Genomic DNA, 25,422 nt, shown 5'->3' with positions numbered 1-25,422 from the left:
TTATACAGAAAAGTCATTAATTGTCTGAACCACATACTCAAGGTCTTCCATAGACAGTGCAGGATTCACAGGAATAGACAGAACCTGCTCTGATAGTTTATCTGCTGTAGGACATGAATACTGCTTTTGTTTAACAGATGCCAAGTACTCTTTTATGTGCAATTGCTTATGGACTGGTAATTGATAATGAATGCCCGTCCCAATTCCTTTTTCAGTTAAATAGCTTACGAGTTGATCTCTATAAGTAGTCGTTATTGTGAATTGATGAAACACATGATGTGAATACTCATGAACAAATGGTAACGTAACCAGATTGTTGTGCATATTGGAGAAATAATATTCCGCATTTTTTCTGCGAGCATTATTCATTTGATCAATTTTTTTGAGTTGCTCAATACCGATAGCTGCCGCAATATTAGTCATTCTATAATTATAGCCAAGTACTTCATGTACATATCTTTGTTTTGAACCATGATTGATCAGCAATTTACTAGTATCCAAGAACTGCGTATCCTGAGAAACAATCATTCCCCCTTCCCCAGTAGACATGTTCTTGGTAGGATAAAAGCTAAACGTGCCGCCACATCCAAATGTCCCTACTGGCTTTGATTTATAGGTTGCACCATGGGCTTGAGCACAATCTTCAATAATAGTTAAATTAAATTCTTTAGCTATTTCAGTTATTTTGTCCATTTCGCAAGATTGTCCAAACAAATGAACAAGCAGAAGATATCTTGCCTCAGGAAAATCTTTGGCTGCCTTACGTATAGCTTCCGGTGATATATTAAAACTGGCCTCGTCTACATCTACAAAAACAGGGACTGCATTGCAATATAATATAGCATTACTAGTTGCTACAAAGGTGAATGGAGTTGTTAGAACCTTATCCCCTAGCTTTACGCCTGCAGCCAATAGGGCAACGTGCAAAGCTGCAGTACCATTGGCAACCGCTGCTGATCCTGTATAGCCAAAATGCTCTGAAAACTCTCTCTCAAATTGGTAAACCGTCTCTCCCTGAGCTAACTGCCCACTTTCCAAAACTCGAGTTACAGCTTCAATTTCTTCTGTTCCAACCGACGGCTTTGCTATGGAAATATGTCTCATATCGTTATATTCAGCTCCTGTTCTTGTAATTCCCACGATTTCGAAACCTCTGTTGTCGCTTTTTGAATTTCTTTTACTATTTTCAAGGCTTGGAGACCTTCAGTTCCACCAGTTTGGGGGGCAACCCCAGTTTGTATAGACTTAATAAAATCATTTATTTCCATATGCAACGGCTCATGATTAGCAACTAAGACTTTCGCAGTAATCTGCTCCTGTGTATATTTATGATCAAAGCCTGTTTGGAATAAGTCCACTCCTACTGATGTTCTACGGGTTAGATAGAGCTTACGCTCTAAAAGATCTGCCTCAATTAACTTCTCAGGCATAATGATTCTCCATGACCTTATTTTTTGCTCAGTAGCGCGACTTGTAGTTATGCTAATAAGAACACCACTTCGACTTATAAGTTGTGCATTTACTAAATCATTCCTATCAGAATGAACACATACGCCCTGGGCAGATATAACCTGTACAGGTTCATTGAGCAAAAAATATATTAAGTCAATGTCATGAATCATGAGATCAGATATCACATCTGTATCAAAGATTCGAGGATCAAAAGGGCTCTCCCGATGAATATCTATATAAACTGGCTTTTTATCATTAAGTAGCTGCTTCAATTCTGTCATGACAGGATTAAAACGCTCAATATGCCCAATAGCCAGTCGACTTCCCGTTTTCTCTGATATTTCAATAAGCATCTCAGCATCGCGAATCTCTTGAGTAATGGGCTTTTCCAAAAGAACATTTATATGATTTTCGAGAAAAAACTTAGTAATCTCATAATGCGTACTTGTTGGTGTTACTATACTTACTGCATCAACTTTCCCTAGAAGTTCTCTGTAATCTTTAAACCCTTCCACACTAAACAATTTTTGCGCCTGCTTTATTCGTTCTTCATCAATATCTACCACGCCAACTAAATCCACATTAGGATTATGGTATAAATTCCGTATATGATGAAGACCCATATTACCTGTACCAATGACAGCAACTCTAACTTTCATTTCCCTCACCTTCCTTAGTTAGCTATTTCATGAACCCACAAACAAAGTGGAAATTTATTTTTGATACTATCAACAATATTCTTCATCATTTCCTTATCTTCTAATTGTTTGTACAAACGATAGCTTCTTTCATAAGAGCTATATTCAGGGGAAAGATCCAATAATTTCGTATAAAGAAGCTGTGCATCTTCCAGATAACCAGAATTCAAACAAGCATCTCCCAATAATCTTATTATTTTCACATCAGTAGGATTAGCCTCGAATAATTTCACTAAAAGGTCAATAGCTACTTCATTAAAACCATACCTGATCATTTTTTCTAAAGTATTATATTTAAGTTCTAAAGAACCCAACCCAATATACTCTAAAATACATTGAAAAATTTCATACTCTTGAAGTACCAACAAGTGACCAGCTAATCTTTCTAGTGTATTTTCCAAGTATGTTGTAAACTTCAGTGCATCTATTTCCTGATTCATAATAATGCTTCGAAGTACCTTTGCTTCTTTTACACTTAAATTCAAATAAGATCTGGATAATTCGAAAAGCTCAGAATCCTTGAGAATTAGTGCAAGTAGCAAAATATCTTCACCATTCGCTGCATCAATATTTTCCATTCCTAACCACATTGATTTCGCTTTGTCATATTGCTTATCGTACTGAGTTGCTATCACCAGGACATTATCTTCGGGATTAATTTTATAGTCACTGAGATATCTCTTCAGTATAGGATGCCGTAATGCATAAAGCACTTCAAGTAAAACCTTAAGTTCTTTAATGGCTGAGATACGATATATCTGATTAAAATTCTGATAAACATCAGTCAGTGGGATACTGGCCATGGTCACAATCTCAAAATACTTTGCAATTCCAGCCAAAAAGTCTTTTTTTATTCGAACGCATTCAATGATATGCTCATAGCTTAGCGAAAGACGATAATTTTTCTCATGCAATTCTGCCAATCTATAATATGCCATGAATCCCCCATTGCCCTCAGTTATTGTTATTCCTTGATCTCCGAGTTGTAAACATGTTTCTAGTGTTGCTATAGCATCTTTATAGTAATGGACCTCCGAGAACACAAGCGCTTGCGTGTGACGTAAATCTGTTTCATTGGGATATAGAGCAGTAGCATCATTAAGTATCTGTAAAGCCTCAAACTCTCTTTTTAAAGAAACTAGGCAGTGGCTTAAATTGGTCAAAAGATCGGACACAATAATTAAATTAGTACTTAATGGATACGCCTTTTTAAAATTTTGTATAGCCTTTTCATACTCCCCAACCCACTTATAGGTTCTGCCCATATTAAACAAATTATAAGCATTGGGATTTTCCTTTACTTCCTGTAGCATTAAAGGTAAATTTCTTTTTTGTTTATCTCTGTCTTGCATCATTTCATCTGTGTATCCTGTATGAAAGAGATACGATTTTCCAAAATCGCTTGTATATGCCTTTTTATCCTCGTCTAAATTATTTAAATGCTCATGCAGCCGATTTCGAAAAAATAATCCCCTAAAATTAGCGAAAATTCGTATAGAAGTATGCTCTATTTTTTGACCCTGAGAAAGAAAGTTATGAACTTTTAGGAAATAGTAATCACATTCTGAACTTACATCCGCTTTTAGGTCTGAGCTCTCATCCAAATATTCATCTGCATCCAGAATCAAAATATAATCTGATGTCGCATATTTAATCGCTTCATTTCTCGCAGCAGAAAAGTCATTAACCCATTTAAAGTTATAAACTTCATTTGTATATTCTTTCGCTATACCCACCGTCGCATCGGTCGAACCTGTATCCACGATTATGATCTGATCCACTTTGTCCTTCACACTATCTAGGCATCTTCTTAAATACTGTTCCTCATTTTTTACAATCATACATAATGCAATTGTTTTATACATATATCAGAATTTCCTCTCACTAAAGAATAGTTATCGTTACTCCTTATATCGGTCATATTTAGATGAGTAATTAGTTTAGAAGGTATAAAAAAAAGAAAAACCCTCATCTAAAAAAGATGAAGGTTCTCGATAGTCTAAAGAAATTATATCCTTGTTTAATTGTTCTATTAAACTTAACGAAGCAATTGAAGAACTGCTTGCGGTTGTTGGTTTGCTTGTGCCAACATAGCTTGAGAAGCTTGAGCAAGAATATTGTTTTTCGTTTGGTTCATCATTTCTTTAGCCATGTCTACGTCACGAACACGGGATTCAGCAGCAGACAGGTTCTCGGAAGTGGTTCCCAGGTTGTTGATTGTGTGTTCCAAACGGTTTTGGTTTGCACCCAATTTAGCACGCTCAGAAGATACTGAAGCAATAGCTGTGTCCAAGGATGCAATCGCCGCATTCGCACCTGTTTGAGTGGAAATATCAACAGCATCAATTGCTAAAGATGCAGCACCCATGTTTCCAATTGACAATGTGATTGCTTGATCCTTATTAGCACCGATATGGAACACTGCGCTACTAACACCAGCTCCATCCAACAATTTCTTAGTGTTGAATTCAGTATCTGTGGAAATACGGTTTACTTCTTTTGTCAATTCAGCTACTTCTTTTTGGAGTTCTTTACGGTCAGCATCAGTGTTAGTATCATTCGCGGATTGTACAGACAATTCACGAACACGTTGCAAAATGCTGTGTGTTTCGTTCAATGCACCTTCAGCTGTTTGGATCAAAGAAATGCCATCTTGAGCATTTTTGGAAGCCATGTCCAAACCGCGGATTTGACCACGCATTTTTTCGGAAATTGCTAAACCAGCAGCATCGTCGCCAGCACGGTTAATACGAAGACCGGAAGACAGTTTTTCGATTGCCTTGTTTGTGTTAGCAGTGTTTGTGTTCAATTGACGGTGAGTGTTCATTGCAGCGATATTGTGGTTAATAATCATTTTAAATTTCCTCCCTGAAGGTAAATGTCCCACATCCATGTGGTTTATTGGTTTTACAGCTATCCGTTGAAGTCGGCCGCCCCTCCGCAATAGCTTGTACTATATATATCGACAATCTCGCCGATCTTTTAATAGCATTTTAGGATTTTTTTTATTTTTCGTTATTTTTTTTTATCAAGCTTCGCAAAGCATCCAAATTCGACTGTGTATGGGCTGCGGATTCACGATTGGACTCTTGAATGGACAAGTAGATCTCCTTACGGAAGATATCCATCTGCTTGGGCGCTGAAATCCCTATACGGACGGTATCCCCTTCTACTCCGAGCACGGTAACCTCAATATGATCCTGTATGATGATGGATTCACCTTTCTTACGCGAAAGTACCAGCATGATTATTCACCTTCCTTTGAACGGATGGTTTCGTCTTCCTTGGTGGGCTGCAATGGATGCTTCGTTTGATATGTGGTCTGGTGCAAAATAACCTGCTTGGCCTGCCTATTATCTGGATTGAATACCAATGGTGCCAATAGATTGATCGTTGAGTTTTCTACCTGCTCATGTAATGTTAGTATGCTGCGAACGACTAAATTAGATCCAATCTCCAGTTCTTCCGTTTCACTATCCGGCAGTTCGAACTCGTATTCAGGATAAAAAATAAAAGGGTCCACTAAGACAAAAGATAGTTCTTTCTGCTGAAGGGACTGGAGATAGTAAAAGGGTGCCTCGTTTTGATCAAGCAACACAAATTCAATCGTCTCCTCAAACCCCGGAATTCCTTTTTCAAAACGATATACTTCTTTTTCATTAACTTCAATGTCACCCCAAATGGATGTAGATATAATCACAAATATTCCTCCAATATTTAATCAGGATATATACATTTTTTTACGAAAAAAAGGCTATAGACGGCTGAACAACTCCTCTATAACCTTAGCTTATTTTACATCGTTACATCAATTTCCGGCGGGATATAGGATACTGAAGCATATTGCTGCATATATATATCCAGCTTCCCCGGAGTATACTCAATCTCGGGACGATTAACGGTGACATGCATTTCCGATACAGCAGGCGTATATGTAATATCAGGTGCACGTGTTTCAACATGGATATCTACATTATCCATGGATGCAGCGCCCCTGAATTCAGGAAGGACGTGCGTTTCTGTATCCTCCCCAAAAACATTAGCCACTGTATTCCCCGGGATGTGAATCGCCGCCATTCGATTACCTTGTTCTACTCTATGTGCCAGGGCCTGCAAAAATATTTGCGGTATTCCTGAGTAAATTCGATTATTCATTTCAAGGTAATTCCCCCCGTTATAGGCGGAGAAGGCAGCGCTCTGATCTATAGTAAGCTCTGGCTTGTACTGGTGGATTTCCAGTTGAGCACGTCGTGTCGTTAATTCCATATCAGCGGAAGGCTGCCTTATAGAGAACTGTCCTGGGTCCGCATCTATATGCAGGATAGCAGGAGTCTGCCTGATCTGAAGCATCGGAATAATGGCCATCTATCCCCCTCCTTAGCCTATCTTAAGAAATCCATTAATGATGGGGATATTATTTTTGCTCCCGCTGACAAAGAAGCATTATATATATTCTCTTGAATCTTGGAATTCATTAATAGCTCTGCATAATCTGCATCTTCCGTTTTCGACTGTAAATCTGTTAAGTTCACTTCGAGATCGCTCAAACGGCTTTGCATGAGCTCAACACGATTCGATTTAGCTCCCATTTCAGAACGAACCTTCAGCATTTTATCAACTCGTGTGTCAATATTATCCAATTGATCTCCACTTGCTTTAATATCACCACTTGCCAAGGCAGCGGATAACTGATTAAAAATCGTAAATAAATTATCCGTATCTGTGCTTGTTCCTACAACTTCATTACCGGTAACATTAATGGGCAAGGCAACATTCTCACCTACTATAAAATTAACATTCCCCGTATCCGTCAGTATAGAGGCTGCTGCAGATGTATCATGCGTATTATCTGCGTTTAAGGGAAGGTCGTAAGGTTTTTTGTCATAGGTTTGGCCATTGAATATATATTTACCGTTCAATTGGCTGTTCACAACATCAATCATCTGTTCTTTGAGCTGACCAATTTCCTTGTTAATGCTGTCCAACGCAGACTGCGGATTGGTGCCAGTAGAAGCCTGGACCGTCAGTTCCCGTACTCTCTGCATAATTTGTCCTGCCTGATCCATCACCGTATCATTGAAATCAAGCCATGATACTGCGCTGTCTACATTCCGTTGGTACTGTTCGTTGGAAGATAACTCGGATCGGTACCTCAAAGAATAAGTAATACCTACAGGATCATCCGAGGGCTTGTTCAGCTTTCGTCCGGTAGACATCTGGTTTTGAGTATTGCTCATACGCTCGGAATTGCGATTCAAATTCAGCAAAAGCTGTGAGCTAAGCATATTGTTAGTAACTCGCATAATCATATCCCTCCGTAATTAAATATCCAATGTCTTATAAAAATCTTAGATACTTAATTTCCCTTCTTATCTACCAACCACACCTGTTGAATTAATCAACTTATCCAACAATTGATCAAAGGTCGTCATAAACCTCGCAGCCGCACTATAAGCATGCTGAAACTTAATCATATTAGACATCTCTTCGTCCAGAGAAACACCACTTACTGATTGACGCATGGTTTCCACTTGAGATACAAGTGCTGTAGCGTTTTGTGTTTGTCTGGTAGCTTCCTGAGCTTCGATACCCAGTTGGCCTACCATAGAGCTAAAAAAGCTATCTATTGTAGCTGTATTTCCAGTTGAAACTGAAGTGAAATTATTAAGTTTCAAGTTGGCCATCAGAGAAGCCAACGTATTATTCCCTTTAACCAATTCCTCGGTAGGGGCAGTACCTGTTACACGAAGAGAAGCTGCAATGGCATTAGGATTATCAACTATAACGGTATTCAACGTAATATTCCCCGCTGTGATCGTACCGCCACCAGTTCCAGATGTCACAAAAAAAGGCTTGCCTGCGACCATATTACCGTTTGCATCCTTGCTCTCCTGAGTGTAGCCAAGCTGATGCAGGCCATTAAGTCCTTTTACGGTAACTGTCAAATCCGATTGAAGCGTTCGAGTGGTACCCGTATAAGTGACTCCGTTCAGTACAGTTCCTTCCGGTAGCACAGAGCCCTTGGGAAGCGTCACTGACACATTACCATTCGCTAGAGTATTGGCTAGGTTATCCATCTGAGCTGTGTAATCTGCTACAAACTGATCTCTGGAAATAATCATACCGTGGACTTCGCCACCTTGCAGATCATTGGAGCCAAAAGCTGCTTGTAAATAAGCACCGTTAATACCAGTTGTAGGTGTAAATCCAGCTACTAAAGCTTGGCCTCCCATATTTACATTGTAGCCTTGATCGGTATCAGTCACCGTTACATTAACGATTTTTGAAATTTTATCGACGATCAAATCACGCTGGTCACGAAGATCGTTAGCGTTATCCCCCAAGCCTTCAATTTTAGTAATTGATTGGTTCAGGTCCGCAATGGAGTTTACATAGCTTTGTAGCTCACTAGACTTAGCCTCCACATTCGAGGTTAAATCCGCAGACAAATTACTTAGCTGCTTGCTCATATGGTTCATCGCGTCAGTCAGGGCAAGAGCATTCTCCTTAACAATGGTACGAGCGGTTACGCTCTCCGGGTCTTTGCTCAAATCAGACCAAGATTTATAAAAGTTATCCAAAACTTTTCGAATCCCTGTGTCGGACGGCTCATTCATAATCTGTTGTAGCTTATCAAGCGTATTACTTCGAATCGTCCAACTGCCCAGCTCAGTATTTTCTCCGCGATACTGACTGTCCAAGAACTTCTCACGAATGCGTTCAATAGCATCAAATTCAACACCTGTTCCCAACTGACCAGGCACGTTAGAACGGTTAATACCATAAGCCTCCATCGGTATAGAAGCTCTCATCTTAACCGTTTGCCGTGTATAGCCTTCTGTGTTGGCATTAGCTATGTTGTGTCCTGTTGTATTTAAAGCTGCCGTTTGTGTAAAAAGGCTTCTTTTAGCTGTTTCTATGGAATGAAATGTGGATGGCACTCTATTTTCCCCCTTGGCTCAAGCCTTCGTGTCGAACAATCCAGGTCGTGCGACTTGATTGCTCTTCTGATCCGGATGCATGTAAGTCATCTCCTGATTAGGACGACCTACAAGCAAATCTAACGAGTAATCAATAAACACCAACGATTGCTCAATGAGCTTTTGATTAATTTCATTAATTTCCTTTAATCCTGCAAGAGTTTGGGATAAGCGGCTTTGGACACTGAGGAGTTTCTTCTTATCTTCAGGATCAAAGACAAGGCGCGCCAGCTCGGTTATAGTTAAATTAAGCTGGGACTTAATACCACGTTCACGAAGAAGCTCATACGAAACCTCCATACGAGCTTCCTCCAACTGCTCAACCTGTTTAAGGAGCCTGGACTCTTGGCTCAAATGCTGAACCAATCTGTCCATATCATTAGCCATGACAATTTCTTTCTTGATACGCGCCAGATCCAAAAGAATAAGATGCTTTTGTTCAAGTTCCTTTAACACATCAATCAGGCGCTCTAAAGGCATATCCTTCACCTAGCTTTCGGAAGACTGCTTGAAGTAAGGCAACAGCTTCTCTGCAATTTTGTCAGCATCCACATGGTAGGTTCCAGAAGCTACTTGCTGCTTAAGCTCCTGAATCTTTTTAACGCGGTCTGCGTCACTGCTGCGGTTTAGCATTTCCATCGCTTCCGGGGAAATCGATACCTCGTCCTTGCGACGGGATTTCTTTTGTTCCTCCTGGCGTCCTGCTTCAATATTTCGTTGATACGGGTTAATGGCTCCGATGCGGTTGGTCTCGTTAATTTTCATAACTTCCACCTTCCTTATTTATTTGAAATGGTCAGAATGTATCAGACGACATAGCGTCGAACATGGTTCGTATTATGTCTCACTTCTTTATTTTGTGCATGTTTGCTAAAAATAAAAAAACCGATAAGCTCTATAAAGATTATCGGCGGTATTTGAAACTTTTTGAATAGCTGAATTCGTTTTTAATTCCCTTGTACTACTTTCCGCGAAGTTTATCAATCGCACTGTAGGTACCTGAACCCATACCATTACTCTGATCCTGCTTGTTGCTTTCGCTGGCGGCCTGATGCAGGTCTTTGGTCAAGCGTGTTCGACAAGAATCGCACATATGCCCTTCCCGTATCGGTGTCCCACATACCTCGCAAGGATACGTCATATTAGGCGCATTAGCAATGGAAATACGTCCCTCACGTATAAAGGTCGTAACTTGCTTAACAGATATCCCGGTAGCCTCTGAAAGCTCATGCATATGACAGCCCTTATTTTCACGTATATATTTGACGCATTGCTCGTATTCAAGCTCAATTTCTTTCATACAGTTTGGGCAGATTCCCCTAACATTCATAATAAACAGCTTTCCACAGCGAGGACAGTTATCCAAGTTCATCCTCTGCAGCGCCCCTTTCCTGTTTCCGGTCTTGTATTGGTGTATCCTTACATTACCTTATATCCAAGAGCCTCGTCTAGCGAATATTTTCTAAAAAGAGTGATAGATTTTACACAATTGCACATTTTGTACGATATCCTTATAAAGGTACAAAATGCTTAACGTACTCTGTATTAGGTAGTACAACGAAAAATCTAAGCATTTAAATCCCACACCAGCTAAAGGGGCCACAACCTAATATCAAATCTTCAATTCATCTATAACATGATATGCAAATCGCATGTAACCTAAGGAGACACATGATTTCCCCCAGATCAATCTAATGCATGTGTCTATTTATCGTCATACAACGCTCAGGTTTTTAGATTAAAATAAAATAAGCGCCATTCCGGTTATTTCGGGAATAGCGCTTCACAATAATTTAAATAGCTGTATATGATTATAATTGGATGTAGATACGAATCAAGATGAGGGAAAAACCGGGCGAAACAATCCTCAGAAGAATTCATGTTCACCTGTGCCCCGAATGCCACCAAATAACTGCTACAAATCCGGGGGAACGGCGCCCATACGAATGCTCCGCACATGGAGTGTGGGTATTCATTATATCAATGCGACTAACATCATCCCAGCTTAAAATCTATCTAAAGATAGTGTAGACGCACCATTGAAAATTTGCAGTCCAAAAAAACATGCTATTTCACAAATAATTATTCAAAAAAGCATTGTTTTAATAGAGGCCTTCCCGTATACTGTAGTCAAACACTTGGTTTAATAAAAACATTTTTATAACGAATTATTTATTAGTGTTTGTTTGTGGAATTTGCAGTTCTTGGCCTACTTTAATCAAGTTGTTGGTTTTAAGCAGTTCTTCAACAGTTACACCGTATTTTTCAGCAATGGAAGTCAGCGTATCGCCATCTTGAACACTTACTGTGATTGTATTTACAGTAGCCGGTGTTACAGTTGTAGTAGCTGGTGTTGTAGTTGTTGTTTGATTATTGTTCTCGGTAGCTGGTTGAGCCGGTGTTGTAGTCGTAGCATTTTCTGTTCCAAAGAGTCTGGCTTCCAGTGCTTTCTGTGCCGCTTCTTGTTGTTCAATAATCAGTTGTAGTTCTGTCTGATCCTTATTGTAATCCGAGTTAGACTTTGCGGATACTTGACCTGTAGCAAGTGGACTCAACAGAGATACTGCACCTAAACTAACTGCCAACATGCTAGTTACTGCTACTTTTTTCATTACGTTTTTCATGATTTTTTTCTCTCCTCTTTTTTAAGCCAAATTTTAATTAACTGCTTTACTACTGAGCGAGACACTCCCAATGTCCGCTCTGTTGTCGTTAGCTAATCATTTATTACCAAACCATGTTAGCTATCAACAGATAGAAATTGTACTCCTATTTTCCAAATAAATCAACCTCTAAATTGAAATATTCTGTTTTCATCCCTCACTTCCTTACTTTTTGTGTGTGTCTATATTTTTATTATATACCTCTCTCTATCTCGTTGTCAAATCTTGCTTATTATGCGGTTTAAAAGGCTTTCCCGCTCTAGCATTTGAGCCTTTCTCGGAACAGTATGAACTTTTTTCCCTGGCTCCAAACCAAAACTCTCGTAAAGGGGGACTGAAATTCAGGCTTATGACCTTGCCAAAGTCAGGCAAAAAATGGTCATATGTATACCCTCTTCGGATGCCTTTTCCCCTAAAACACGCGCACACGCTTGTAAAGTGCTTCCAGTTGTATAAATATCGTCCACCAGCAAAACAGTAACATTTTTATGATTCTCCATTTTGCGTTGAAACTCAGCATTAAAAACAAAATGCTTAATTAACTCCATCATACCTGGCACAACAGAGAACGCATTATACATCGTATCTGTGCGTTCTTTTTTTGTTTTGAAGCTTTGCTTCCCAGTATCTTGCGGACGAGCAAGTAAAGGTAAAAAGGGTAGCTTATTCCGCTTGGCAAGCTCCTCTGCCAAAATTTGAGCCTGATTGAAGCCTCGCTCTGTCAGTCGTGTCTCGCTTACTGGAACACATGTCACCAAATTCACGTTCCGCAAAGACTGATTGAAACGAAAACATTCCTTACCAGTAAACTCATGCCTCATAGCCTGATAAGCCCGATGCATCATCTCGCCGAGCGGAGGACCGTACTTTTCATTTCCGCGATACTTAAACTGCCCAATCCATTCTCTCATGATAGGCGTATAGCTAGTCGCACTCCGATTACACACATAGTAGCGTACTGTACGGTCAGACCTTACACAATCAGGACAAAATGTCGAGCGTCCACAATGAACACATCGAATGTTGTGAATCCAGGGAATTTGAGACGAACAAGAAGTACACATCCCGGGAAACTTGGAAAAACTCCCAGCGTGGATTCCACAAGCGATACATGTTTCCGACTGACGCTGAAGTAACCAATTCAAAAAAAGTTGAGTTCTGCGCATCATTTTCATACAAAATGCACCTCTCTTGGTAGTTTACGTGTCAACATTGCATCAGGTTTCACATTTCCAAAAAAACTTTTTTTTATTTTGCGCATTTAATGTTTCACCTCCAGTAGATAGCCCTTTTTTCGCGCTAGTGTATTCATGCGCTTAATTTGTCTAATCGCCCTCTTTTGGCCGCGAGTCCATTGGGGAGATGTGAAAACGACGCTTCCATGCGGGTCATCCTTCGACCTTCCTGCTCGACCAGCCATTTGTACCAGAGAAGCTTCATCAAAAAGACTGCTATCCGCATCCAGTACATACACATCACTCCGTGGAACCGTCACACCGCGCTCCAAAATAGTGGTTGTGACTAGTACACGTATTTCAGTTGCCCGAAAGGAACGTACCTTAGCGCTTCGTTCTTCATCCTGGGATGAGGTGCCCGCAATGGGGATATGAGGCAGGCGTTTGATCAACAATTCTACTAGAGATTGAATATGTGAGATTCGTGTTACAAACAGGAAGACCTGAGCGCCGCGATGTATGGATGCGGACAAGCGTTGAATCAGAGACGCAGGAAGTCGCCCTTTTTGCAGCCACTGCTTCACCGGAGTAGTCTCCAAACGGAATGGGACAGGCAGTGGATGGCGATGAAAACGAACGGGAACCTTGGCGTGCGGTAATAGGCCGCGTGCAGCCTCTTTTTGCAATAGTATCGGTGGAGTAGCAGACAAATAAATGAATTTGCCCTCCGGCTTACATACAGCCTGTGCGGCAAAGGCGAGCATAGGATCATTGTGATAAGGAAACGCGTCAATCTCATCAATGACAACCAGATCAAAGGCCTCACGATAACGCAGAAGCTGATGAGTTGTCGCAAGTGTCAGCTGTCCCCTTTGCCAGCGTTCATCACTGCCTCCATAGAGCGTCACCATGCTTACATGGGGAAAGGCGATTGCCAAACGGGGCGCCAATTCCAGTACCACATCCCGACGCGGTGTCGCTACAAGCGCCGTTCCTCCAAGCTCCAGCACATGTTGCAGGAGTGGAAACATCATTTCCGTCTTGCCAGCACCAGTCACGGCCCAGAGTAAAAACCGCTCTGCCACGACATCGGCCTTACCAACGACGCCAGGCATATGCCATACGCCTTCGCCAGTTGTTGGCGAAGAATGCCTGCTGCTGCTGTCGTTGGCAAGAACATTGCCCTGCGGCGCAGCAGGGCTTGGCCCCCGGCGCGTAGCCATGCCACGCCGCAGCAGAGCGCCCGCCCGGAGCCAGAGGCTTTGCGGGCGGGCTGGCCCCCGCACCCCACCGGGCGGTGCGGCCAAAAAGTGCAGCGCCGCTTCGGCGGCGGCGCGTTGCGCAGGGCTCAGCCCCCAGCGGTCAAGCTCCGCGGCCGGGGCTGTGTCCGCCGTGCGCGGCACGGCGGGTTTCGCTGCACCGCGCAGCAGCAGCGAGCACTCACGGCTGCGCCCCAGCGCGAGACACGTCTCGCAGTAGGCGCACGCCTTGCGTCCGCACGATGCACAGCCCGTGCGGTACATCGCCCCGCGGCCGCAACGATTACAGCGGAGATCACGCGCGGCGGACCGGTGCGTGTATGGTGCAAGGCCAGCAGCAAAGCTAAGCCTGCCTTGCAGGTAAGCGAGCTGCGCAGCTGAGCGCCAAACATGCTCCAAACCTGGTGCCGCCTCAGCCAGGAGCGCTTCAGCTTCCGAAACGAGCAACTGGCGTCCTGACAGCAAATCAGCCAGCACATCCGCTTGTCGTGCCACACGCTCCATATCCAGTTTTTCAATTTCACCGTTGGAATGCCTTGTCTGCCTGAGGTACGATACTCCTGCTATTCTCCGTTCCTCACTCACTCCCCCATACATCACGCTGCTTGGATGAAACGGTTGCCCCTCCCGCCTATATTCACTTTCTAAATCAGGAATCCAGCCCTCCGCTCCATCCCAAATGCATATAGCATTGATCCCTCCGGTTAAATGTTGCTCTATGCCACCAGACTCTGAATTCAGTTCGTCCTTTAGCTGTGCGAGAACGTATTGCCACCATTGCTCCCTTGTCCATCGCTTCATATCCGTTGATCCCCTGAACACTTCACACAGCTTTACACCCCAAGGCAGCGGAAGCTCTCGCCCCAGCTCCACCCATTTTTCGACAGCATTCCCCTGTCCCTTGTTCCCTTTAAACCACCATGTCATATCTACTCGAATATCCACGGAAAAGCGGATATCCCATTTCCCCCTATAATTGACCACATATACCGCAATTCTCATTTGGCCCCCTCCCATTCCTAAAATGTTTGTTTTTCCTCCTACCCATACAACAAAAAAAGCACACTTCCATGGCTCATAGCCTGAAGTGTACTTCACATCATTCGGATTTCAGCGAAATCCCTTTTATCTTGCATATGCAGTTCCTTATAAACATTTATATCCGGTTTCGACCGCAATGTCCACCATACTTTGTCATTAACGAACAAGTGGAGCATCCACCCACGGGTTGACTGTTCTGAGGTCAATAACAATCTGCTTTTCACCACCTGGCCTCGGTAAAACCGGGTTTCCCGGTGAAAAACGATATGAAATGACCGAAACATCCATATGGCTGTAACCTATCATCCGTGTAAGGATTGGCAGCGTATCGTCCACAGATTCATCATCCAGTACCGTCACATGCAGCGGCTTACGACGTAACCAGGCAAGTATGCTCAATGAACGCATCACCCACTCCACACGTTCTCCGTCATTAGAAGTAATGACAATATAACGGGCCGGCCGCTGATCCGTAGATAACGCACGCACTTCATCGCCATTGCGATAGCCCTGAACAGCCTGTCGTATATACATAAGATGCACGACTGCGGCTCCCAGACCATATATAAGCAATATCCAAACCAAATGAGCCATCACGAAGGTTCCACCTCCTCCTATAGCGACAATATATGCCGTATAGCAGGAAGAGGTGTCACGGTTATGTACTGGGGTTCAAAGACTGCACCTTACAGCGTAACCCATCCGTATTTAATGGAGTTAATAACCGCTTGTGTCCGGTCATCAACCTCCATTTTTTGCAAAATACTGCTGACATGGTTTTTGACCGTTTTTTCACTAATGAATAAATATTCACCGATCATCTTGTTGCTCTTGCCTTCTGCCATTAAGCGCAGCACTTCAGCCTCACGACGGGTCAGCGGGTTATTTTCACCTGCAACGAACTTCACGCCAGCTTCCTTGGTATGACCTTCAGCCATAGCCCCGGTTTCATTCAGGTACGTCATCCGACGGAGCTGCTGAATGAGTTTACCCGTTACCTTCGGATGAATAAACGCATACCCTTCATGTACAGAGCGAATCGCGTTAATGAGGGACTCGGCTTCCATATCTTTTAACAGGTAACCATTAGCTCCCTTGCGCAACGTCTCGAATACATAGCTTTCATCATCATGAATAGACAGAATGATCACTTTGACATCTGGGAACATCTCACGCAGTTTTTCCGTTGCCTCCACACCGTTTTCAATAGGCATATTAATGTCCATCAGAACGATATCCGGCTTCTCTACATTACAGAACTCCAATACCTGAATACCATCGCCACATTCTCCGATGACCTCAATGTCGTCCTCCATATTCAAAATACGTTTAAGCCCTTCACGGAACAACTGATGATCGTCCGCCAAGAGTACTTTAATGGGTGCATTACTATTTTCCTGATTTTCCATGTTGTTACTCCTTTCCCTTTTCCACGTTGGTTGGGATATGAATCACTATCTTGGTGCCTTGATTCTCAGCTGATTCGATCTCCATTCTCCCCTCGAGCAGTTCAACCCTTTCCCGCATACCAATCAGACCAAAATGCCCATGATCTTTGCTTTTCTGCTGAAAAAGCTCTGGCTTAAAGCCCAGACCGTTATCCTGCACCACGATTTTTACAAGCTGCGCCTGATAAGTAATCTCAACAAGCACATAGGTAGGATAAGCATGCTTGGCAGCGTTGGTCAAAGCTTCTTGGATCAGACGGTAAATGGCTGCTTCCATCGCGGAAGAGAGACGGTGTTCCTTGCCCCTTGTTTCAAAAAGCGATCTAATCTTCGTTTTCTCTTCAAAATCCTGCACATATTTCCGGAGCGTCGGAATAAGTCCCAAGTCATCCAAGGCCATAGGACGCAGATTGAAAATAACCTTTCGCATTTCCTCAAGACTGGAGCGAACCTGTTTCTTCAAGTCTACTATTTCGTCCTGAACCATCTTAAATTCCTGCTTGGCGATCATTCTTTCCACAATTTCCGTCCTAAGTACTAGATGCGCAAGAAGCTGTGCAGGTCCATCGTGAATTTCACGGGATATCCGCTTGCGCTCCTCCTCCTGGGCTAAAATAATTTTCAGACCAATAAACTGCCGATTTTTGGCCGATTCGATGATCCGCGTTACTTGTCCCAACTCACCCGACAAGTATTCCAGCACGACTCCCATCTGCGAACCGATGGTTTCGGCCCGCTCGACAGAGGCATCCACACTTTTAGCCCGCTTTTGAAGATCATCTCTTCTGGCCTTGAGATACATTTCCTTCTCGCGAAAAATCATCACGTCGAGCTGAAGCTGTGTTGCTTTCTCGTAAGCCTGCTTGATATCCTCTTCCGAATAGCGGACAAAGTCACGGCTGACCTCAGTCAGCCGAATACGGGACCGCCGATAGTTCATTTCCAGCTGGTCCACCTTTTCAATCGTTTCCGCCGTTTCCTTCAGGACGCTCTGGAGTTCCTGATTTAATGTGATCAGTTCGGTCCGGGCCGTGTCCAAAATTTCGAACATCTGATATTTACTGTTCTCCATCACCTGAATGGCATTCTTAATGACTCGGTCTATGATATCGGCTTGAAAGTCCACAAATGTTCTACTCCAATCCTAGCAATTCAAGTATATATCATACCATATCATGACTGGAGGGTGATGGTCTTCGTTTCTTGTTCCCATTTTACAGTCATTCCTAACTGCTCTGACACGAGTCTTAATGGGACTAAAGTCCTGCCACCTAACACAATGGGCGCTACATCCGTGCTCTGACGCTTGCCGTTCAGGACGACTTCTTTTTTACCCACCGTCAAATCCATCAGCACACCGCCACGCATAATCGTAATCCGCTGATCGCCTGCGTTCCACTTGGCTTGCCCGCCAAAAGCGTCCAGCACGTACTTGATCGGTACATACGTTGAACCGTTGCGGGTCATCGGAGCCGCATCCATTGTTGTTGGCGTCCCGTTCACGGTCATTGACTTTTGTCCGATTGCCATTTGAGCCGTTCCTTTTTTGAGTCCTTCGGTTCCGACCGTTCCCGGTGTATTAAAAGAAATATTATCAAAAACAATATTACCTGTTTTAGCACGCTCATCCTGACCTTCAGCCACATTGACTACATACAGGCGCTTGAGCTTTGCCGGATATGAGATATTCAAACCGCTCATGTCTGCGTTAATGGTTTTCCAGCCGTTCCAGTCGATCACTTTGGCCAGGTCTATATATGCCGTTTTGCCTTGGGCATCTTCCAGCTCCGCACGCAACCAGTTCAGGCTCTTATCTCCTCTAACATCAATCGAGATGGATGTAGCCGCTTGTTCAAGCGTCTTGCCAGTTGTACCGTTCAGTTGGGCGTAAGCATACATTTTACCACTGCCGTTCGTCATGTCGTAATTCAGCTCAAGCACTTTGGAATTGGCATGGTCGCCATCTCCTTGTACAACAGCCGCTGTGCCAGTAACGCCTTCCACATTCGAAGTAAAATCAACCGGATACGAAACATTTTCGAAGTTCTCCCAGTTGTTTGTGCTCGCCCCGCCAGCAGACAGGAAGACAACCGCGCTGAAACCATCGTAGCGACCGATGGCATAGCCTGTTTTCACACCCGCATCCACCCTATTTACCGTAAGTTGATTGTCCTTAACACTTCCCTTAAAGCCGATGAACTCCCATTTGAGCGCATCTGATGAAATGCTGACGCTCTGGCCGTCTTTCGTCTTTGCAGTTACCGGAACCGCGATTTTAGCTCCTTCGGTAAGCGATCCTGTCCCACTGCCTGCTGTAAGTGATGCAATTTCATCTGCTCCCAGCACAGTAACCTTGGTTGTAGCACTGGCTGAGCCACTGGTCGCCGTCAACGTAGCTGTCCCTGGTTTGGCTCCCTTCACAACCCCGCCACTCACCGACACGACAGACGGGTTGCTCGATTTCCACGTCACTTGTACATTCGAGGTATCGAACGGATTGTAGTAGGTGTCATAGCCTTTAAAAGAATAGCTTCCGGTCTGACCAATAAGCAGCGTTTTATTGCCTTTAATCGTGAAGCCTTTGAGCGTCCCTTTAGGCGCACTGGTGTACACACCCACACCGTTTACGACGCTCCGTTGCTCCGTACCGTATTCCGTATCGAACGTAAGTCCTGCTGTCGTATCTCCCAAATCACGGGTTACCATCGTGGTGGAGCCGCCCCCATCCAGGTTCATACCCTTCCAGACACCAATATCTTTCATCAGCGTTTGCAGCTCACTCAGGGATACACCCACGCTGTTCCCGTTCTTCTCAACGGCAATGACGTAAGCGTAACGCTTGTCACGGGAATATCCCAAAGCCGACCGCGCCCGCGTCCCGCCTATGCTCGTTGTACTGCGGGAAAACGAAGTTTTCTGACCGTCATTCACCAATATGGTGTGTCCCCCAATCATCATCTGGAGATTGGAAGGCTCCACCTCACTCCCTGTCGATCTGACACGAAGATGATAGCTGGTTTCTACCGTTTCTCCCACTGTCAGATGGGCTTTGACATAATCGGCCGCTTTGCCGTGAGTACGTAAAATATAGCCGTCCTGTGGCACAGACATATTCAACGTAGCATTGTTGGAAATTTGCGTAACCACACCATTTTGAACCAACACCTCGGTAGGCGTTGTTGAGCTGTTTTTCGGCCGCTCAATTGCTTTCCAAGCAGATGTATAAATATACATTGCATTGGAATGACTGTAGCTGCTTCCACTCGTTTCAGGAGAATACGAAGCCTTATTCATCCCCGTTAAAGGGAAAGTTGATCCATCCCCGGCTTTTACGGTTCCTTCAAAGGTAAACTGCTCCACCATTGGGGAACCGTCCTTAGTTACTGCAAAAGCATACATCCCCGTTAAATCGGACGGAGTAGACATCAATACCCCCTTCGATACTTGTCCACCAATCGGGGCCCCCTCGCTGGAGGTATTGAAATAATCTCCGTTCACACCAGCGACTGCTCCAGTCTCTTTTGCCATACCACCTGTGCTTTGACGGGTTGTGAACTGTCCATTCTTCCCAGTCATCACATCCAGCTTGACATATGGATTTTGCAAGTCTACCCGGACGATATCAGCTAACGCTGTTCCTTTGGAGCCTTTAAAACGATATTTCATCAATGTGGCACCAGAAGTAATTATTTCTTCCCCCAGCTTTACAGTTGAACCGGAAGCTGCACTCGCAATCGGCGCAGATATCCAGCCGTTTAACGGAATTAGGGCGCCTGTTCCGGCTACGGGTCCAACCCACAATACTCCTGCTAGTGTCAAAATAGCCCATCTTTTAGCAATCCCGCTGCCATCTACCTTCTCATTGCCTTGTTTCCTATTACCTAAAACCATATGGATGATAGCTCTCCCATCTTCATTGTATTCAAACTTACTTTTCCGATCATGCACTCTATACTCTATCAAATAAACAAAAAAAGCCTCTTATGTTAATAGACTTATTATAAAGGCAAAAGTTACGAAAATCCCGTTAACTTTTCATAAAATACAAACTATAAATTGACGAATGCATAATCAGCACACTATAATACACATGAACTCATTGGTTCAAATAATACCAATCGGTTCAATCCTAATTTTGCAACCTATCGTGGAGGTTTGAAATCATGAATAAACAACGGGCACTCATCGTACTTACTTTATCCCTGAGCATTGTCATCGCTGGATGTTCCAGCGCGGAGAAAGATGCTACTCTAGGCTCAGCTGCACAGCCAACCGTTGTGCGTACTGCAGTTGTCAAATCCTCTCCGCTCCATACTGCCTATAACTTGTCAGGCACGCTTCAGGCTTATGAGGAAAACACACTGGCTTTTCAAAATGGAGGCACCGTAGCCAGTGCATATCTCGCTATCGGCACTGCTGTACAGAAGGGCACCGTGATTGCTAGTTTAGATGATGCTGACTACAAGCTCCAGGTGGCACAGGCGACAGCCTCCATCCTGGAGGCTCAGGCTGGGATAGATAACGCACAGGCTAATCTACAGGCTGCTACCTCTGCGATTCAATCCGCCAATGCCGGTATTACAGGAGCTAGCGCGAATGTTAACAAGGTCAATAAAGGTGCACGTGCTCAAGAGAAGCAGCAAGCGCAAGCCACTGTAGATAAGGCGCAAAGCGCTTATAACAAGGCCAAGACGGATAGCGAGCGTACACAGAAGCTGTTTGAGGCAGGCGCTGCTTCCGCGTCGGATAACGAGAATGCCCGCCTGAATGCTACGGCAGCTCAGAAAGATCTGGAGCAAGCCAAGGAATCCCTGTCCCTTTTGCTGGAAGGGGCTACAGTCGAAGATCATCAATCCGCCCAGGCTTCCTTTCAAGATGCGCTTGCAGGTAAAAGTAAAGCTCTCGCTGCCAGTGAACAAGCTGCGGCTTCCAAAAAGCAAGCCCATGCCAACTATGAAAAAGCCCTTGTCGCCAAAGGACAGGCAGAACTTGCGCTTTCACGCACTCGTCTAATTTCTCCTGTGAACGGCGTTATTTTAGGCAAGAGTGTGAATACAGGTGACTTGGTCGCTTCAGGCCAGGCCGTCTATCGCATAGGCTCCATTGATCGTCTCAAGGCACTGCTTCCGGTACCGGACAGTGAGATCAGAGATTGGAAAAAGGGGCAAGCTGTGAATGTGGTGCTATATGAAGAAAGCCGCCAAGGTACGGTTTCCAACATCTATCCTTCAACCAGTACCAATACGGGAATCGTTAACGTAGAGATCGTTATAAACAATCCACAGCGAGACTGGTTACCTGGTCAGATTATTAAAGCTGCTCGACAGGTGACAGACAAGAACGGCATTCTCGTTCCCGTTGAAGCAGTCATTAACACGGGAAGCGAGCCTTTTATTTTCAAAGATATTAAAGGAAAAGCTGTTAAAACACCCGTAGAGCTTGGCGATCAGGTTGTAGAAAATCAATTGCAAATCGTATCCGGTCTTCGTGAAGGCGAACGCATTGTCATTAAAGGGGCAGAAAATCTGTTTGATGGAAATCCGGTTAAAGCGGAAGAAGGCGGCCGCCCATGATTGAATATTTCGTAAAAAAGCGAAAAATTACGCTACTGTTTTTTGTTATGCTTGTTTTAGTCGGAGCTTTTGGATTTTTCCAATTACCGAAGCAGGAAATGCCAGATGTCACCATACAGAATGCTATGGTAACAACAGTCTATCCCGGTGCTACACCACAAAAAGTAGAACAAACTGTAACCAAAGAACTGGAGAAGCGCATTAAGGAAGTTGAAGGTGTAAAAACGATTAGTTCGACTTCTGGCAACGGATTCTCCTCTATTTTAATTGAATCCAAAAATGGAGTTGATCCTCAAACGGTTTGGGATAATATGCGAAAAAAAGTACAGGATGCACAAGCTGATCTTCCCCAAGGTGCTGAAACACCTGTTGTGAATGATAAGCTGACCAGCTCGTTTATCGGCTCCTATGCCCTGGTCGCTGACTCTCCTGCACCGCTGTATAAACTAAATGATTTGGTCACAACGTGGACGGATCAGCTCAATACCTTATCAGGTGTATCAAGTGTCAAGTTCAATGGCCTTCCTGACCAGGAAGTACGCGTCCAAATCGACAATCAAAAGCTTCAGCAGTACCATCTGTCGTGGGGGCAGGTCGCACAAGCGGTCCAGTCACAAATGGATCGGGTTCCTACCGGTGATATTGAATACAACGGGCGCACCTATCAACTCATTGTCCGGGAAACCCAAAAAGCTGAAGAATTAAATCAGGCCATCCTGACACGTACAGAGGAAGGAGCTCCTGTGTATTTGCGAGATGTCGCTACAACGGAGCTGGCACATCCCCAAGCAGAATACTTTGCCTATGTTGAGGGTAAACCAGCCATTACGCTAAGCATTGGAGCAGAAAAGGGCACAGACGTCCCGCCTATGAGCGAAAAAGTCGATGTCAAGCTCAAAGAGCTGGAAAAAACACTTCCCGAAGGTGTTCGCCTTGAAACTCTTTTTGCACAAAAGGATCAGGTAGATCATATCTTCGAGGACTTAAAACGTGAAACGATTCTTGCGATTGTGGCTGTTATTCTCGTTTGTATGTTGGGCTTGAATTTGCTTACCTCTGCTTTTGTCGCACTGGCGATTCCGATTTCGGTTGCGATTGCTATTATCTTTTTGCCTATGCTCGGTATTACACTCAATCAAATTTCCGTTGTCGGTCTGATCATTGTACTTGGCATACTCGTCGATGACGCCGTAGTGGTCAATGATAATATTGAGCGGAGACTTACGGAATTAGGAGAATCGCCCACAGATGCAGCTGTAAAAGGTACCAAAGAGGTGATGCTTTCTATTTTGATTGCCACACTGGCTACCATTTCAGCCTTTGCCCCATTGTTATTTCTACCCGGAAATGTAGGTGCGTTCATCAAGCCTATTCCCGTCATTGTTTCTCTGACCATGCTTGCCTCCATGATTATGTCACTTACCATCATCCCTATTTTCCGAGAATGGTATGAGAAACGCAGGCAGATTCGTCAACCCAAGGGTAAAACTAAACCTGCAGGCTTGTTGGGCCAACAGATTCAGTCTTTAAACAAGCTGTATTCACAAAAGCTGATGCCCAAAGTCATTAAGCGTCCCTTGCTGACTGCAATGGCAGGACTCATGCTCGGAACAGCCGCTTATGGATTGGTTCCTTTTACCTCAGTTGAACTCTTTCCTGAATCGGAGGACCCTCATGTCGCATTAAATATAAAGATGCCTATAGGCACCTCCGTGATAGAAACAGACCAAATCGTCAAAGACATTGCAGGCTGGATAAAGAAGCAACCCGAAACCTCCAAGGTCGTCTACAGTGCCGGAGGAACTGCACCGCAATTATATAGTGACATTAGTAGTTCGGGTGGAGATATTAGATATGATGAGACTGTAGGACAAGTTGCTGTTGTCGGTAAAAAAGATATCTTTGATCTCGATACGACAGTTGATGCTTGGGAACAGCATGTTAAAAAGTCCTACCCTGGAACTACAGTTACGACGTATGTTCCACGTCTGGGAGTCCCGGTGGGTAAGCCCGTCGCTATTCGGATTTCAGGTCAGAACCTGAATAAGCTGCAAAGCCTTGCCCAAAAAGTAAAAGAGCAGATCGCCACAGTAGAGGGTACAACCGGCATCATGGATGATATAGGAATTGAAAGATATGCACTGGATTTGCAGGTCAACAAGCAAGCCATGGATCAATACCTGGTAAGCTACACAGATCTGACTCGTACCCTGCTTCTGTTAAAAGAGGGGGCTAAAGTTAGCCAATTTGATACAGGAAACGATCTGGTGGATATTAAATTGTATTTGAATCATAGCAATGAGGAGCCGAGCGCACTTTTCCAACAATTAAGCGTAGTCAATTCAGCCGGTGTGCAGATTCCGTTAAACCAGCTCGTACAGATAAAGCCATCGTTTGCTATTCAGCAAATCAAACATTACAATATGGAGCGGACGATTACGGTAGAAGCCGACTTGAACGGGCGAACTGCAAGTGAAGCGATGGCGGATGTAGAAAGTAAACTGGCACAAATGAAGCTCCCTGAAGGCTATAAATGGGAGGTAGGCGGTGAAACCTCCGATCAGTCCACCATATTCGGGGATTTAGGGAAGCTGGCGATCGTTGTAGTCCTACTCATTTTACTCTTGATCACCATGCAGTTTTATTCGCTGTCCATCCCTATTATCATTATGACAACCGTATACCTGGCAGCAGCTGGCGGCATTATTGGTATTTTCTTAACTGGTATGCCTATCGGTTTTATGAGCATCATGGGAATTATTGCACTCGCAGGCATTGTCGTACGGAACGGAATTGTGTTAATTGAATTTATCGAAGATGCTCGGCATGAAGGAATGGAGCTAAAGGAAGCTGTAATACAAGCAACCGCTGCCCGCTTTAGACCCATTTTATTGACTTCTCTGGCTGCAATTGTAGGTATGATTCCGTTAGCCCTATTGGGAAGCCTGCTCTTTAAACCACTGGCGTTTACCGTCATTTTCGGATTGTTGTTCTCGACGTTGTTAACCCTGTTTGTAGTACCGTCATTGTATATGATCATGGCCAAGTACAAAATACGCCGTCAACTCAAAAAACAGCAGCACACGGTTATCACACACGATCAACCTTTGTAGTTGCATGCAATGAAGTACAC

The 25,422-nt window shown here is 43.9% G+C and carries 21 protein-coding genes; 2 read left to right on the top strand and 19 right to left on the bottom strand.

What is annotated here, in order from left to right; genetic code table 11:
* The 19 genes from ACIFQM_RS11000 to ACIFQM_RS10910 all read right to left on the bottom strand — a co-directional run bounded on the left by ACIFQM_RS11000 (position 1) and on the right by ACIFQM_RS10910 (position 20,607).
* On the bottom strand, positions 1-1,140 hold the full coding sequence (locus ACIFQM_RS11000) for a DegT/DnrJ/EryC1/StrS family aminotransferase (protein ID WP_430038579.1): 1,140 nt from the start codon (positions 1,138-1,140) through the stop codon (positions 1-3).
* The gene (locus ACIFQM_RS10995; protein WP_430038581.1) at positions 1,101-2,111 is read right to left on the bottom strand and encodes a Gfo/Idh/MocA family oxidoreductase; all 1,011 of its coding nucleotides are present in this window, start codon (positions 2,109-2,111) and stop codon (positions 1,101-1,103) included. Before ACIFQM_RS10995 ends, ACIFQM_RS11000 begins: the two co-directional genes overlap by 40 nt.
* A gap of 14 nt (positions 2,112-2,125) precedes the next feature.
* A complete protein-coding gene (locus tag ACIFQM_RS10990) occupies positions 2,126-4,015 on the bottom strand; it encodes a glycosyltransferase (protein ID WP_430038583.1) in 1,890 nt (629 codons plus the stop codon).
* Between the two features lie 173 nt (positions 4,016-4,188).
* Positions 4,189-5,004, bottom strand: a complete 816-nt coding sequence (locus tag ACIFQM_RS10985) for a flagellin (RefSeq protein ID WP_430038584.1) — start codon at positions 5,002-5,004, stop codon at positions 4,189-4,191.
* Positions 5,005-5,155: 151 nt separating this feature from the next.
* Positions 5,156-5,395, bottom strand: a complete 240-nt coding sequence (csrA, locus tag ACIFQM_RS10980) for a carbon storage regulator CsrA (RefSeq protein WP_430038586.1) — start codon at positions 5,393-5,395, stop codon at positions 5,156-5,158.
* A gap of 2 nt (positions 5,396-5,397) precedes the next feature.
* Complete coding sequence (fliW, locus tag ACIFQM_RS10975) at positions 5,398-5,850, bottom strand: flagellar assembly protein FliW (RefSeq protein WP_044648599.1); 453 nt, start codon at positions 5,848-5,850, stop codon at positions 5,398-5,400.
* 95 nt (positions 5,851-5,945) lie between these two features.
* On the bottom strand, positions 5,946-6,515 hold the full coding sequence (locus tag ACIFQM_RS10970) for a DUF6470 family protein (RefSeq protein ID WP_430038588.1): 570 nt from the start codon (positions 6,513-6,515) through the stop codon (positions 5,946-5,948).
* Between the two features lie 17 nt (positions 6,516-6,532).
* On the bottom strand, positions 6,533-7,453 hold the full coding sequence (gene flgL, locus ACIFQM_RS10965) for a flagellar hook-associated protein FlgL (RefSeq protein WP_430065446.1): 921 nt from the start codon (positions 7,451-7,453) through the stop codon (positions 6,533-6,535).
* Between the two features lie 66 nt (positions 7,454-7,519).
* The gene (gene flgK, locus ACIFQM_RS10960; protein ID WP_430038592.1) at positions 7,520-9,091 is read right to left on the bottom strand and encodes a flagellar hook-associated protein FlgK; all 1,572 of its coding nucleotides are present in this window, start codon (positions 9,089-9,091) and stop codon (positions 7,520-7,522) included.
* A gap of 18 nt (positions 9,092-9,109) precedes the next feature.
* Positions 9,110-9,610: a flagellar protein FlgN gene (locus ACIFQM_RS10955; RefSeq protein ID WP_430039048.1), complete on the bottom strand. Its 501-nt coding sequence runs from the start codon at positions 9,608-9,610 to the stop codon at positions 9,110-9,112.
* A gap of 9 nt (positions 9,611-9,619) precedes the next feature.
* Positions 9,620-9,895, bottom strand: coding sequence for a flagellar biosynthesis anti-sigma factor FlgM (gene flgM, locus ACIFQM_RS10950; protein ID WP_430048687.1), 276 nt, complete (start codon positions 9,893-9,895; stop codon positions 9,620-9,622).
* A 196-nt stretch (positions 9,896-10,091) separates the two neighbouring features.
* Positions 10,092-10,502, bottom strand: a complete 411-nt coding sequence (locus tag ACIFQM_RS10945) for a TIGR03826 family flagellar region protein (RefSeq protein WP_430048689.1) — start codon at positions 10,500-10,502, stop codon at positions 10,092-10,094.
* Positions 10,503-11,298: 796 nt separating this feature from the next.
* Positions 11,299-11,754 carry a LysM peptidoglycan-binding domain-containing protein gene (locus ACIFQM_RS10940; protein WP_430038596.1) on the bottom strand — a complete coding sequence of 152 codons (456 nt, stop codon included), beginning with the start codon at positions 11,752-11,754 and terminating at the stop codon, positions 11,299-11,301.
* A gap of 386 nt (positions 11,755-12,140) precedes the next feature.
* Positions 12,141-12,704: a ComF family protein gene (locus ACIFQM_RS10935; protein WP_430038598.1), complete on the bottom strand. Its 564-nt coding sequence runs from the start codon at positions 12,702-12,704 to the stop codon at positions 12,141-12,143.
* A gap of 350 nt (positions 12,705-13,054) precedes the next feature.
* Positions 13,055-15,229, bottom strand: coding sequence for a DEAD/DEAH box helicase (locus ACIFQM_RS10930; RefSeq protein ID WP_430038600.1), 2,175 nt, complete (start codon positions 15,227-15,229; stop codon positions 13,055-13,057).
* Positions 15,230-15,424: 195 nt separating this feature from the next.
* Positions 15,425-15,862, bottom strand: coding sequence for a hypothetical protein (locus ACIFQM_RS10925; RefSeq protein WP_430039050.1), 438 nt, complete (start codon positions 15,860-15,862; stop codon positions 15,425-15,427).
* A gap of 92 nt (positions 15,863-15,954) precedes the next feature.
* Positions 15,955-16,677 (bottom strand): response regulator, encoded by a 723-nt coding sequence (locus ACIFQM_RS10920; protein ID WP_044648607.1) that lies wholly within the window; start codon positions 16,675-16,677, stop codon positions 15,955-15,957.
* Positions 16,678-16,681: 4 nt separating this feature from the next.
* Positions 16,682-17,842, bottom strand: a complete 1,161-nt coding sequence (locus ACIFQM_RS10915) for a sensor histidine kinase (RefSeq protein WP_430038602.1) — start codon at positions 17,840-17,842, stop codon at positions 16,682-16,684.
* A gap of 47 nt (positions 17,843-17,889) precedes the next feature.
* Positions 17,890-20,607 (bottom strand): stalk domain-containing protein, encoded by a 2,718-nt coding sequence (locus ACIFQM_RS10910; protein WP_430038604.1) that lies wholly within the window; start codon positions 20,605-20,607, stop codon positions 17,890-17,892.
* Between the two features lie 272 nt (positions 20,608-20,879).
* Here ACIFQM_RS10910 and ACIFQM_RS10905 point away from each other — a divergent pair, with 272 nt between their 5' ends.
* Both ACIFQM_RS10905 and ACIFQM_RS10900 read left to right on the top strand, forming a co-directional pair.
* Positions 20,880-22,289 carry an efflux RND transporter periplasmic adaptor subunit gene (locus ACIFQM_RS10905; protein ID WP_430038606.1) on the top strand — a complete coding sequence of 470 codons (1,410 nt, stop codon included), beginning with the start codon at positions 20,880-20,882 and terminating at the stop codon, positions 22,287-22,289.
* Positions 22,286-25,402, top strand: a complete 3,117-nt coding sequence (locus ACIFQM_RS10900) for an efflux RND transporter permease subunit (protein ID WP_430038608.1) — start codon at positions 22,286-22,288, stop codon at positions 25,400-25,402. Before ACIFQM_RS10905 ends, ACIFQM_RS10900 begins: the two co-directional genes overlap by 4 nt.
* Positions 25,403-25,422: the final 20 nt, after the last annotated feature.

The sequence above is a fragment of the Paenibacillus sp. NRS-1782 genome (genome assembly GCF_050467685.1).
GTDB lineage: Bacteria > Bacillota > Bacilli > Paenibacillales > Paenibacillaceae > Paenibacillus > Paenibacillus terrae_A.
This window is presented reverse-complemented; position numbering and strand designations above follow the sequence as displayed.

Excerpts from the sequence above, each read along its gene's own strand:
- ACIFQM_RS10970 (WP_430038588.1), bottom strand. The coding sequence starts at position 6,515 with ATGGCCATTATTCCGATGCTTCAGATCAGGCAGACTCCTGCTATCCTG.
- ACIFQM_RS10910 (WP_430038604.1), bottom strand. The coding sequence starts at position 20,607 with ATGGTTTTAGGTAATAGGAAACAAGGCAATGAGAAGGTAGATGGCAGC.
- ACIFQM_RS10920 (WP_044648607.1), bottom strand. The coding sequence starts at position 16,677 with ATGGAAAATCAGGAAAATAGTAATGCACCCATTAAAGTACTCTTGGCG.
- ACIFQM_RS10940 (WP_430038596.1), bottom strand. The coding sequence starts at position 11,754 with ATGAAAAACGTAATGAAAAAAGTAGCAGTAACTAGCATGTTGGCAGTT.
- ACIFQM_RS10955 (WP_430039048.1), bottom strand. The coding sequence starts at position 9,610 with ATGCCTTTAGAGCGCCTGATTGATGTGTTAAAGGAACTTGAACAAAAG.
- ACIFQM_RS10945 (WP_430048689.1), bottom strand. The coding sequence starts at position 10,502 with ATGAACTTGGATAACTGTCCTCGCTGTGGAAAGCTGTTTATTATGAAT.
- ACIFQM_RS10935 (WP_430038598.1), bottom strand. The coding sequence starts at position 12,704 with ATGAGAGAATGGATTGGGCAGTTTAAGTATCGCGGAAATGAAAAGTAC.
- ACIFQM_RS10990 (WP_430038583.1), bottom strand. The coding sequence starts at position 4,015 with ATGTATAAAACAATTGCATTATGTATGATTGTAAAAAATGAGGAACAG.
- ACIFQM_RS10995 (WP_430038581.1), bottom strand. The coding sequence starts at position 2,111 with ATGAAAGTTAGAGTTGCTGTCATTGGTACAGGTAATATGGGTCTTCAT.
- flgM (WP_430048687.1), bottom strand. The coding sequence starts at position 9,895 with ATGAAAATTAACGAGACCAACCGCATCGGAGCCATTAACCCGTATCAA.
- csrA (WP_430038586.1), bottom strand. The coding sequence starts at position 5,395 with ATGCTGGTACTTTCGCGTAAGAAAGGTGAATCCATCATCATACAGGAT.
- ACIFQM_RS10925 (WP_430039050.1), bottom strand. The coding sequence starts at position 15,862 with ATGGCTCATTTGGTTTGGATATTGCTTATATATGGTCTGGGAGCCGCA.
- ACIFQM_RS10930 (WP_430038600.1), bottom strand. The coding sequence starts at position 15,229 with ATGAGAATTGCGGTATATGTGGTCAATTATAGGGGGAAATGGGATATC.
- flgL (WP_430065446.1), bottom strand. The coding sequence starts at position 7,453 with ATGCGAGTTACTAACAATATGCTTAGCTCACAGCTTTTGCTGAATTTG.
- ACIFQM_RS10905 (WP_430038606.1), top strand. The coding sequence starts at position 20,880 with ATGAATAAACAACGGGCACTCATCGTACTTACTTTATCCCTGAGCATT.
- ACIFQM_RS10985 (WP_430038584.1), bottom strand. The coding sequence starts at position 5,004 with ATGATTATTAACCACAATATCGCTGCAATGAACACTCACCGTCAATTG.
- ACIFQM_RS10900 (WP_430038608.1), top strand. The coding sequence starts at position 22,286 with ATGATTGAATATTTCGTAAAAAAGCGAAAAATTACGCTACTGTTTTTT.